The organism is Ligilactobacillus cholophilus, assembly GCF_030389495.1.
GTDB lineage: Bacteria > Bacillota > Bacilli > Lactobacillales > Lactobacillaceae > Ligilactobacillus > Ligilactobacillus cholophilus.
Map to the genome: position 1 here is coordinate 284,730 of NZ_CP127832.1, position 11,683 is coordinate 296,412.

The 11,683-nt window shown below is 31.5% G+C and carries 14 protein-coding genes; all 14 read left to right on the plus strand.

The window, feature by feature from the left end; translation table 11 throughout:
- Positions 1 to 13 precede the first annotated feature (13 nt).
- The 14 genes from QPK35_RS01620 to QPK35_RS01685 are packed head-to-tail and all read left to right on the plus strand — an operon-like array spanning position 14 to position 11,649.
- Positions 14 to 361, plus strand: coding sequence for a phage head-tail connector protein (locus QPK35_RS01620; RefSeq protein ID WP_290033719.1), 348 nt, complete (start codon positions 14 to 16; stop codon positions 359 to 361).
- A 5-nt stretch (positions 362 to 366) separates the two neighbouring features.
- The gene (locus tag QPK35_RS01625; RefSeq protein WP_290033720.1) at positions 367 to 684 is read left to right on the plus strand and encodes a hypothetical protein; all 318 of its coding nucleotides are present in this window, start codon (positions 367 to 369) and stop codon (positions 682 to 684) included.
- On the plus strand, positions 677 to 1,150 hold the full coding sequence (locus QPK35_RS01630) for an HK97-gp10 family putative phage morphogenesis protein (RefSeq protein WP_290033721.1): 474 nt from the start codon (positions 677 to 679) through the stop codon (positions 1,148 to 1,150). Before QPK35_RS01625 ends, QPK35_RS01630 begins: the two co-directional genes overlap by 8 nt.
- The gene (locus QPK35_RS01635; RefSeq protein ID WP_290033722.1) at positions 1,150 to 1,542 is read left to right on the plus strand and encodes a DUF3168 domain-containing protein; all 393 of its coding nucleotides are present in this window, start codon (positions 1,150 to 1,152) and stop codon (positions 1,540 to 1,542) included. Before QPK35_RS01630 ends, QPK35_RS01635 begins: the two co-directional genes overlap by 1 nt.
- 3 nt (positions 1,543 to 1,545) lie before the next feature.
- A complete protein-coding gene (locus QPK35_RS01640) occupies positions 1,546 to 2,211 on the plus strand; it encodes a phage tail tube protein (RefSeq protein WP_290033723.1) in 666 nt (221 codons plus the stop codon).
- A gap of 25 nt (positions 2,212 to 2,236) precedes the next feature.
- Positions 2,237 to 2,758 (plus strand): tail assembly chaperone, encoded by a 522-nt coding sequence (locus QPK35_RS01645; RefSeq protein ID WP_290033724.1) that lies wholly within the window; start codon positions 2,237 to 2,239, stop codon positions 2,756 to 2,758.
- Positions 2,759 to 2,784: 26 nt separating this feature from the next.
- Positions 2,785 to 3,072 carry a hypothetical protein gene (locus QPK35_RS01650; protein WP_290033725.1) on the plus strand — a complete coding sequence of 96 codons (288 nt, stop codon included), beginning with the start codon at positions 2,785 to 2,787 and terminating at the stop codon, positions 3,070 to 3,072.
- A 3-nt stretch (positions 3,073 to 3,075) separates the two neighbouring features.
- Entirely contained in the window at positions 3,076 to 7,227 is a 4,152-nt protein-coding gene (locus QPK35_RS01655; protein ID WP_290033726.1) for a tape measure protein, read from the plus strand.
- Positions 7,228 to 8,127, plus strand: coding sequence for a phage tail domain-containing protein (locus QPK35_RS01660; protein ID WP_290033727.1), 900 nt, complete (start codon positions 7,228 to 7,230; stop codon positions 8,125 to 8,127).
- Positions 8,127 to 9,536, plus strand: a complete 1,410-nt coding sequence (locus QPK35_RS01665) for a phage tail protein (RefSeq protein ID WP_290033728.1) — start codon at positions 8,127 to 8,129, stop codon at positions 9,534 to 9,536. The genes QPK35_RS01660 and QPK35_RS01665 overlap by 1 nt, the downstream gene beginning before the upstream one ends.
- Before the next feature lie 11 nt (positions 9,537 to 9,547).
- Positions 9,548 to 9,961 (plus strand): hypothetical protein, encoded by a 414-nt coding sequence (locus tag QPK35_RS01670; RefSeq protein ID WP_290033729.1) that lies wholly within the window; start codon positions 9,548 to 9,550, stop codon positions 9,959 to 9,961.
- Entirely contained in the window at positions 9,962 to 11,140 is a 1,179-nt protein-coding gene (locus tag QPK35_RS01675; protein ID WP_290033730.1) for a hypothetical protein, read from the plus strand.
- A 16-nt stretch (positions 11,141 to 11,156) separates the two neighbouring features.
- On the plus strand, positions 11,157 to 11,477 hold the full coding sequence (locus QPK35_RS01680; RefSeq protein WP_290033731.1) for a hypothetical protein: 321 nt from the start codon (positions 11,157 to 11,159) through the stop codon (positions 11,475 to 11,477).
- Between the two features lies 1 nt (position 11,478).
- Positions 11,479 to 11,649 carry an XkdX family protein gene (locus tag QPK35_RS01685; RefSeq protein ID WP_290033732.1) on the plus strand — a complete coding sequence of 57 codons (171 nt, stop codon included), beginning with the start codon at positions 11,479 to 11,481 and terminating at the stop codon, positions 11,647 to 11,649.
- The last annotated feature ends 34 nt before the right edge of the window (positions 11,650 to 11,683 follow it).

Consider the following 11,683-nt stretch of genomic DNA (forward strand, 5'->3'; position numbering starts at 1 on the left):
AGGAGATGATTAAATGCTAGCAACCGATGAAGATTTAAAAAGAGCGTCAACAATGATAGGTGTTGAACTATCGGATAAAGATCAAGAAAGAGTAAAACAGTACATTGATAACGCTAAGAACATGATTTTGACGTTGCTTGGTGTTGAAGAATTTCCAGACAAACTAAATTATATTGTTGATGATGTTGTTTTAGCTAAATTTAATAAGTTTCATAATGAAGGAATGAATAGTATTTCTGAAGAAGGACTTTCAATTACTTTTGAACAAGATGAATTGAAGAAATATTATCCAATTCTACAATCTTGGTTAGATAATCAGGAAAATCAAGCAACTAATGGAAAAGCAATCGGTTGGGAGTGATAATTATGCGTTATGACAAAAAGGTTTTGCTACTTAAACGAATTGAAGATAGTAATCCAGATGGATTAGATCACTCTGTTAGTTATTCTTCAAAAGAAGTTTTAGCAAATGTAAAACGTACAAATTTATCACTTAATAATGGAAAAATATATGATGCAACTATTGTCCGAATTTATGGGGAATATGAAGCTGATGCAATTGGATTTATTGGTGAATATGATGCCAATGATGAGAGCACAATTCATACAATTCAAAAAGTCGGACGACATTTTAATCATATGGATTTTTATATTATCCATGGGGAAGTGATTTTACATGGATGATGATAATATTCCAGTTGTTAAATTTTCAGTTGATATGCAAGGTATTGAGAAAATGAAACAAGTTGCAGCTTTAATGTCATCAAATGGCTTTGAAGAGGCGGTGGGAGTTGCTAATGCCACTGAAACAAAGGCAAAAGCACTAAGTAAAGCATTTATCCGAAATGCTGGGGCAAAAGAAGTCGATCAAGCACAACAAATTGAAAGTTCTTTAGTTGGCCATGGAAAAAGTGGATATGTTCCAACTGGAAATTTACAAGGTAGTATTAAGCCTAAATTTAATAAGAATGGATTAGAAGTTTCTGTTAAGCCAGAAGCAACAAATGGTAAAAATCAACCTTATGGGCAACATGTTGAATTTGGAACATATAAAATGGCTCCAGAACCTTATATGAAACCGTCTGGAGAAAAAGTATCAGCAGAATTGGATAAAGAATTCGAAGATATCATTAGAAAGGCGGCAGATTAATGGCTCCAGAAGTTGATTTATTAATATCAGTGAAAAAATTACTAAAAAAAGCAAATGTTCCTGTATATGATCTTGGACAACAACGTCCAGTTAAATTTCCACAAATTATTGTTTATATTCAAAATGAGCAAGAACTTACGGATTTAAAAGTGATGGATTATATAAAAATAACGGTTGCAGTTGATGTATATACTGATATTAGTCAACAAGGTCAAGCATTATCGCTTGGAAGAAAAATTTCAAATCTAATGCAAACATTGAATTTATCTGAATGGCCATTGCGTTATTCTGATTATTCAATGCGACCATTAATAGATAATTCGTTAGAAAGCAAGACTTTATATCGTCTTGCTTTTTTATTTGACTATTACATTTATGGAAAGAAGGATTAAAAAATGGTTGAAGAAGCACAATCAATTAATTTAGATACAAAATCAGCAGATAAAATCGTTTATGGGATTAAGTTTCCTTGGAATAAGACAACAGACAAAATTCAAATGTTAGGTGTACAAGCTGCGACATCAACAACGAATACACGGAAAATGACTGATGTTGCTACTAAGAAAGGTACATTGCATGCTAGTGGTTCAAAATCTGAAACATTCGTAGTTGATTCATATTGGTTACGAGGTTCAGACATTTATGATTCATTAAAACGTGCAGTGCAAGAGGGTATTAAAGTCGCTATTTGGAGAATTGATTTTAACGAACGTCGATATGATTCAAGCGGGAAGTTATACGTTCCAGCCGATTTTGCAATGGCAACACCTAATGGTTTACCAAACACTGAAGCAGTAAATAACTTAATCCACTCAAATATCACATATGATATTGACGGTGAAAGCCAACCTGGAATGTTGAGTGAAGATGATTTAGATCCAGATATGTTAGCAGACGGTTTGAAGATGTTCAGCTTTACTGGTGCTTCTGGTATTGGCGGAACAGAAAGTCCAGAACCAACACCATTAGAACAATGGGATAAGGAACATGGAACATCAGACGATAATATTCATGCTAGTTCTACAACAAACGACAATCAATCAGGAACACAAAGTAAATAATTAAAAATGATGGAGGAATCAATTCATGGAAAATTTAACAATTAACGGTAATGTATATACACCAAAATTCAACTTTGCATTTTATAAGCAAATTTCAAAAGAAATGGCTAATGCCAATACTGATGGTTTTTCAGCTTTAGTCGAAAAGTTATTAACTGGCAATGTTGAAGCAGTTATTGAAGCCTATTACTACTCATTTGCATGGTATAAACGTAATCAACCATCAGAAGATGCGGTTGAAGAAGCTCTTGAAGAAACTGCATTTGCAAGTGATGAAGCAACTAATGAAGCAATTGACGACATTATCAAAACAATGCACGAAGACAATTTTTTAGCACGGAAATTGTCGGAATATATCAAGAATACCGAAAATGCTTTGGATGTCTTGGAAGAACGTTTGGACGGCATGAAGGACGAAATCAACGATGCACCAAACGCCGACAAACAGAACTTAGAAATCGGATTAAAACAAATGTCTGCACAACTAAACAAATTGAAAACCCTCATCGGTTATGGCTTGACACCATTACCTACGGAAGAGAAATAGGTATTAGTCCAGGAGAATTAGATGATATGACGCCCGCTGAATTTAAGGCGGTTGAAAAAGGGTATCAATTACATCTTGTAGACGAACAAGACCAAGCTTTGGCTAAGGCACAAATTCCCCAACCAGTCTTTGGAATTGATACTGAATCGGTCCGACCACAGGAATTTGTTGAGAATATTCATGAGAATAATTCTAAAGTGCGTGACCGCATTATATCAGGAAATAATAATGACCCTAAACCGATGAAAGCTGGAACATTATCTCCAAGTTATCAAAAAATTATGGAAGAAAAAGCTAAAAGGAAAGGAGGTTAAGCCATGTCAACAGTTGTCGAAAAAGAATTTGTTTGGCGGTTTGTTGATGAAGTAACAGCTGGTTTAAGACAAGCACAATCAGTTATGGAACAAACTTTATCAGTTTTTCGTTCTGCTGGTTCGATTGCCAACGAAAGTACTAGTGGATTAGAAAATTTTGGTGATTCTGCTAAAGAAATGTCAGAAAAAATCAAAAATTCAACGAATGATTGTAAAGAAGATATTAATAAAATCAAAAAGTCAGTTGATGATCTTCCTAAAAATAAAACTACTAAAATTGATACAAAAGCTAATACAGAAGGTATTAATAAAGCTAAAGAAGAAATCAATAAGATTCCTTCTAAGAAAACAACAACATTAAATTCTAAAGCTGATACAAATGATGCTAAGAAATTCAATAATGAGATTAAACTAACGCCTAAGCAACGGATAACTAAATTGTTAGCAAATGCTAAAACTAGCGTTATCAATTCGTTCAAACGGTCAATCGACGATGTACCTAAAAAACATACAACAGATTTAGATGCTAATCCAACTGGAGAAAGTAAGATTAAATCATTTGGTGAAACTTTAAAAGGTACAGCATTAGGAATGGGCGTTTATAATGCAGCAATGAAAGTTGGTTCTGAAGTATCTAATGAATTTGCTGGAGCAATTAGTCGTTATGATACGTTGAACAATTACCCCAAAGTACTTAAATCTATGGGAGCAAGTGCTAATGATGCTAATACTTCAATGAAAACTTTAAAAAATGGTGTTGATGGCTTACCTACATCACTTGATTCAGTAGCAAAAGCTTCACAGAGATTTTTACCAATGAGTAAAAATGCTAATGATGCTGCTAAATCAGCTTTAGCTTTAAATGATGCCTTTCTTGCTAGTGGTGCTAGTTCAGAAGATGCAAGCCGTGGCTTGGAACAATATACACAAATGTTGAGTTCAGGAAAAGTTGACCTTGAGTCATGGAAAACACTTGAAGAAACTATGCCTGCTTCCTTAAAGAAAGTTTCTGAATCTTTTGGTATTGCAGGTGGTTCAGCACAAGGCTTATATCAAAAATTGCAAAGTGGTCAAATATCAGTTAAACAATTAAATCAACGTTTTCAAGAATTAGATAAAGGAACAAAAGGTTTTCACGAAACTGCTAAAAGTGCAACTGGTGGAATTGGTACAGCTTTTGAAAATATGGGTAATCGAATGAAAGCCGCAATTCAAGAAGCTATGGGCGGATTTGATAAATTTGTTCAAAAATTAACAGGAAAGTCAATTGCTAGAAATATTAATGATTTAACATCTAAGTTCTCTGAGTTTGGTAAAAAAGCTGGAGAAGCATTATCCTCTTTAGGAGATTATCTGAAACCATTAACACCTGCATTTCAAGCTTTAGGTTTAATTATCGGCACTGTATTTAAAAGTGCAGTTAAGCCAATTCAAGATATCGCTAAAGCTTTAGGAGATATGTTTAAAAATGTAAAAGATAGTAAAGCTTTTGATGATATTTCTAAGTCTTTGCAAGGAATTGCAAAAAATAAGACTGCACTTGAAGGTATTGGTAAAGCAGTTACTACTATGATTGCAGCATTTGCTGGTGCGAAAGCTCTCAGTTCAACATTCACAATGATTTCTAAAGGTATTGGCGTATTTATGACCTTGGGTAAAGCGATTAGCAATATTAAAAGTTTTGCAGGAGCTTTATCAATTTTGCAATTTGGATTAAAAGGTCTAGTTTCTGCTTTAGGTGGTATTCCTGGAGTTATTGCAATTGTTGTTGGTGCATTTGTAACTTTATATAATGTTAATCCAAAATTCAAAAAGTTCATTGATGACATTGTAAAAAATGTAAAGGATTTTGCCAAAAATTTCGTAAATGGTTTTAAAACCGCTTTTGATAATGTTAGCAAATTTTTCAAAGGCGATTTAGGATGGCAAAAAGCTTTAGAGAAAAATTTGAGTAAGATAGGTAATTCTATTAGTAAAGCTGTAAAACCATGGATTAAACCTATTCAAAATTGTTTTTCTGACATTGGAAAAATAATTAGTAAAGATGTAGTGGTGTGGGAAAAGAATATTGATAAATTTGTTAAAAGTGTAACTAAATTCTTTTCTTCTTTAGGAAAAGATATTTCTTCTGTTTGGAATACAATTACTAAAAATATTGATAAAGGAATTAAAGGAATTCAAAAAGTAATTAATCCAGTATTAAATACTATTTCTAAGGAATGGAATAAAGTATGGAATGGCTTAGCAAATACTATTTCTAATGTGATGAAAAATATATCTAAATTTGTTACACAACATATGGGTAATATTAAGGATATTATTAACTCTGGTGTAAAGATAATAAAAACTATTTGGGATACTATTTGGAAGCAAATTGAAAATGTATTCAAATTAGTTTGGGATTCAATTTTTCATACATCAAAAGTGATTCACGATATTAGAAACATTATTGATACACAAATCAAGGCCATTCAAACAATTTGGAAGAATGCTTGGAATATTATAAAAAATTACTTTGAAATGGTTTGGGATGCAATTAAGGATATTGCTAATTCTGCTATTAATGGCGTTAAGAATGTTATTTCTAATGTTGTGAAAAGCATTCAAAGTGTTTGGAATAATATTTGGAATGCAATCAAGGACTTTTTTGGCGGAATCTGGGATGGAATTAAAACAGCTGCTAAAAATTATGTTGAGGCAGTTCATGATGCTATTAAGGGTACTTTAGATAAAATCAGCGATACTTGGCATTCTATGTGGCAAGGATTAAGTGATTTCTTTGGTGGCATTTGGGATAATATTAAAAAATTTGCTCAAGATGGTATTAATGGCATATTGAAGGTTATTAATGCTGGTATTGATGGAATTGATGCAGTTTGGAAATTCTTTACTGGTCACGAAACTAGCATTCATCATTTAAAGCCTGTTAAATTTGCTCAAGGTGGTATTGTTGAAAGAAGTTTATCAATGGTTAATGATGGTGCTGGTTCAAACTGGAAGGAATTAATTGAAGAACCAGATGGTAACATGTTCATGGCTAGTGAACGTAATGCAGTATTACCATTAAAACCAGGAACGAGAGTTTATAGTGGTGAAGAAACTCATCAAATTATGAGTGCTTTAGGTGTTGAACATTATGCAACTGGTGGTGTTGTTGGAAATAATGGAATTAAACATTATAAAGACGGCGGAATTGTCAGTGATGTAATTGATTGGGGTGCTCATGAATTAAAAGATTTTGGTTCATGGATTAAAGACAAATGGGATGCAATTACTAAGTTTTTGAAACATCCAATTGAAAATACAAAAGCAATTATCAGCAAAGCAATCACTGAGCCACTTAACAAATTAAGTAATTCTAATATGGTTGATCTTGGTAAAGGTATATTTGATAAATTAACAAATCCAATTGCTGACTGGTTTAAAAAAGGCTTAGAGGATGTTAAAAAGAAACATGATGAAGAGTCTGTTGGCGGATTTGGAAATATTAAAGATATGAAAAACAGTGCTGACTTAAAAAAACTTGTTAAAGCAGCACTAGAAGCAAATGGCTTATCTACTAGTGATGATATGATTGCTCGTGTTATGCGTCAAATTGCTACTGAATCTGGTGGAAATGCTCATGCTGTACAACCAGGGGCTGATCCTGATGGTGATGGTTCGGGTCCCGCTTTGGGTTTGATGCAAACAAAACGTGCTACATTCAACGCTTATAAAGCTCCAGGTCATGATGATATTTTTAATGCTTATGATAACTTACTTGCTGCGTTAAATTATGCTAAACACACATATGGTCCAAGTCTTAGTTTCTTAGGTAATGGACATGGTTATTCTACTGGCGGACATATTATGGGGCAAGAATTAGCTTGGATTGGTGATAATCCAGAACATGAAGAATTTGTAATTAATCCTTATGCACCATCGGCACGACCACTACTTAAACAAGCAATGGAAAGAACACAAGCTGTTCAACCAGTTTCTCAAACTGAAACGGCGAGTCAAGAACAACATGATTCATATGGTGAACGTATTATTGAATTACTTGAAGCTATTTTGATGAAAGATAGTTATGTAAATCTTGATGATGCAAGTCAGAAGTTAAGAAATCATGATGCACAAGTATTAAGAATGACTAATATGCAAAGGGGTGTTTAAATGCAAATTTTTTCAAAGCGGAATGATAAACCACATGCTTATAAGTTTGGAGAATATCAAAATCAACTTGCGTTTGATCCAATTGAAATTTCAATTAGTTCAGACGCTAAAAATTGGATATCTAATTTTGATGTTTCAGATTTAATGGGAATTCATTTAACTGAATTTGAATGGCTTAATCCAGTAACTGCTGATAGTTATTCGGTTTTAGGAATGAGAAATGGACAAATATTGACTGGATCAAGATATGAGCAAAGAGATATGACTTTATCATTTTATACTTTTTTGCGTGATGAAATAGATCAAAAATTAGCATTAAAAGCATTAACTGATTACTTTGCAAAAGCTGAACCATATTGGATAACGTTTGATAATGCAGGTTATCGAATGTATAAAGTTAAGTTTAAATCGCTTACTCCAACTTATATTGGAACACACTATATGACAATAAATGTGGTATTGAATAATCTAACAGGAGTTTCACAAAGCGTTGTTTCTACTCAAAATATAACTGAAAAAATGGCATTTGGATTAGGATATGACGGTTTACAACAAATGAATTATGATTTTCAATCAAGTTCATTTACTGTATTTAATCCAGGTGATTTGGAAATTGATCCTGTGATTCAAGATGATTATTTATTATTAACAATTAGAGCTAATGGAAAGCCTTCAATTACAAATACAGATACAGGCGATACATTTACGTTTAATGATTCTTTAAATAAAGATAGAGAATTAACTTTAAACGGTGTTAATCCATTTTTAGATAGTATAAATTGTGGCATACAAACGAATAATGGAATTATTAGATTAAAGAAAGGCGATAATCATTTCACAGTGTCTGGATGTAATGATTGTTTAATTTCTTTTGATTTTTATCCTAAGTATTTAAACTAATGTTTAAAATTCCTACATTAACAATCAGTGATAGTAAGTTCCAGACACGAGAAAGATTACCAGTTGCTGATTTACAAAAAAGTTTTAAGGAAACTTGGAATAAAAATGATACATGGACAATTACTTTTTCCATTATGGAACAACAAAAATATGCTAAAGCAATTAAGTTAATTTCGTCTGAAAATATCATAACTTATAATGGTCAAGAATTTATTATTAAGCAATCAAATCGAGAGATGAGTAATGGTATTAGTACTTATACAGTTACAGCAACTCATCGATACTTTAATGATGCAAATAATATTAGAAAAAATGATCAATATTCAGGATCTAAAACATGGAACTTTCAAGATGCAGTTAGTTTTTATTGTAATGGTAATGATCAAGGTATTTCTACGGAATTTCATGGGAATTTTCCAACAGTTCAAATTGAAAATTTAGGAAATAGTTCATTTTTAAAATTTGGCCAAGATTATTTCAATAGTTTTAATGCTGTAATTATTCCCAATAATAGACGATGGATATTCTATTCATACGATGAATTTAAAAAGAAAAATGGTAAAAAAATAATTTATCAACATGATTCGGAAAACTTAAAAATGAATATGGATAGTACTTCAATTGTTAATGAATGTCGATGTTTAGGGAAACCAATTGAAAATTCTAATCCACAAAAATATTCAGTTGATTTTATTTGGCGAAACCAGGATTCAATTGATAATTGGGGAATTCATCGTGGTGATGTTGTAAGTGATGAACGTTTTACGGATCAAAATAGTATGAGTGATTATGAGAATAAGCACCAACAAATTGAACCAAATATTACACTTGAAGTTTCTTCATTTAACCGCAAAGATTTTGATATGGGAGAAGAGATTTTACTAATGATTCCTAGTATAAAATGGTCTACTAAGGTTGTTTTGAATCATTATGAAAGAAATCCTTTTCTTGAATATGACGTGCCAGTCTTGCAATTTGATAATACAAATTTGTCTTTGCGGGATGTTAATGTTGCGTTGCATGATCAAATTGAGAACGTTAGAAATTCAACTACTTTAATGGGAATACAAGGTGATTATTCTAGCGATACAATGACCATTGATTTAACTGGAAAGTATATTGGAAAATTAACTTTAAATTTAAATGGAAATATTGTTTATGTGAGTTTTAATACTATATCTTTAATAGCTAATACAACATTAGTAACTGTTAAAACGCCATTTATTCCTAAAGAAAAACGTCAAGGAACATTCTATGCTAATAGTGATCAATTTTATATTGTGTCATATACAATTGATGTAAATGGAAATATTAATATTAATAGCATTAATACTTTAAGTGGTCAGAGTATCGATGAAATTTCTGATAAGGACAATTTAATCATATGTAGTTTTAATTATCTAATTTAAGGAGATGTTTTATGAATTTTAAAATTGAGCAATGGAATGGAAATCCTGGAACGCTTGAAATTACAAATCAAAATAATTTCAAAAATATTATGAATTTAATAGCAAAGATTAATGAATTGGCTAAAACCAATTCTATTTTTTTACCACAAACTTTAAATTTAGATACCGAAATTTTAACTAACTTAAATCGTGGTGCAAGAAATCAATTTTTAAATAATGCAGCAATTTTAAATACAGTATTGCCAGATTTATTTAATGATTATCGTTACAGTACTGGTGATATTAAAGATGTTCAAAAAAAATACCAAGAACCTAGTATTCCAACTAATTTAGTTATTAATAAAGATGAAATTAATAATTATTGGAATACAGTTGATTATGATTTGAGTTTAGTTATTAAAACAATTAATAAGGAGGATAAATAAATGTCTAATAATGTAGATGTATATAATGGCGATATTATTTCTATGCTACCTGGAAGTCAACAAGATCCACCTTTATATAAATCAATTAATGGTGATGGAATTACTGATCGCAATAGTGCAGGAGAAATCCAAGCAATTAAATTAGATATGACTAAGGCAGGAAATACTTTTATTGATTTAAGACCAATTTTTAATGCTAATCAATCTGATGGAAATATTGAAATGCCAATTATGCCACTTATGTACGGTCGTCAAGCTCCTTTAGATGGATTCAGAGGTGAAATTCATGGAATATATCCTGATAAAATACACACTTTTGATGTTGATACAGCTTTAGGTAATACAGGAAATATCTATCGTTTCTTATGGCCAACAGGAGTATTTCAAACAACAGGTAAATATATATTTACTATTACATTTATAAATGATAATACTGGAGAAAAAATTACTTCAAAAGAATGTTTCTTTGAAGTAGAACCAAATTTATTAACAATGGCAGTTAATTTTTCAGAAGGCGTTAATCCATTTGATTCAGAGTATGAGAGATGGAAAAATGATGTAAAAATACAATATAACGATTTCTTAGATAAAATAAACACGCTTAACGATACATCAGATAGAATCGAAAAATTAATGCAAAATACATTGAATAAAACAAATCAATATGTTGAGCAAGCCTGGGATAGTAAATTAAGTGGAAATAATACTTGGACTGGAACAAATACTTTTGATGGTGGATTAACGGCAAGTTCAATTAATTCAAGTGGCGATATTCAAGGTACAACCATTAATGGTAATGATTTAAAACTTAATAATAAATCGTTAAAATTTACTCAATCTGGTACATGTACATTAGAAGGGTTAGCAAGTAATGATGGTGGTTCACATATTTCTTATTGGGTTAATGCTAACACACTTTATATCACTGGTTGGGTGGACAAACCAAAAACAACTTATAAGACATTTAAGGCTTATATACCAACGTCAATTACTCAAAAAGCAGTAAACAAACAAAATTACTATGTAGCTGTAAACGACTATGACTGGAATTATCCAAGTGCAGCAACAAACCCAACTGAATTTCACTTAGATGGGAATCAAGGAATTATCTATGTTAATGGTTCAGGAAATGATGGTGGTGCTCGTTTAGATTGGATTATTCCATTAAAAGACGCTTAATAGGAGGTGTATTAATGTGTTAGGTTATTTTTTAGATGATAAAGGCTTTATTGATCATGTTGATTTTGTCGATGAAAAAACGACTGGAAACTATATTACAATATCTGTTCCTACTGGATTAAATAAGCCCCAATGGAATGGTACACAATGGATAGAAGGATTAAGTAATGATAAATTAAATGAAATTCATAAAACCGAAATTAAACCAAGTGAAGTACAAAAGCAATTATCTGCAATGAATACACAGATTGCACAACTAACGCAAAGTAATATAGCTTTAACTAATCTGGTTACTGCCCAAAACCAAATGATTACAAAAATGAAAGGTGGAAATTAACATGTATACAATGTATGACTGTATTAAAGAACAATGGCAATGGGGTTGCTATACTGATCCTAGTCAATTAGATATATATGTTCAAGTTGGTTGGATTACAAAAGAACAAAAAGAAGAAATCGTACACAGTACAGATACTTCTACAAATAATCCAACAGCTACTAATGTTTAATTAATTTTTGTGGTGGGTGGGGTTGAGGAATAAG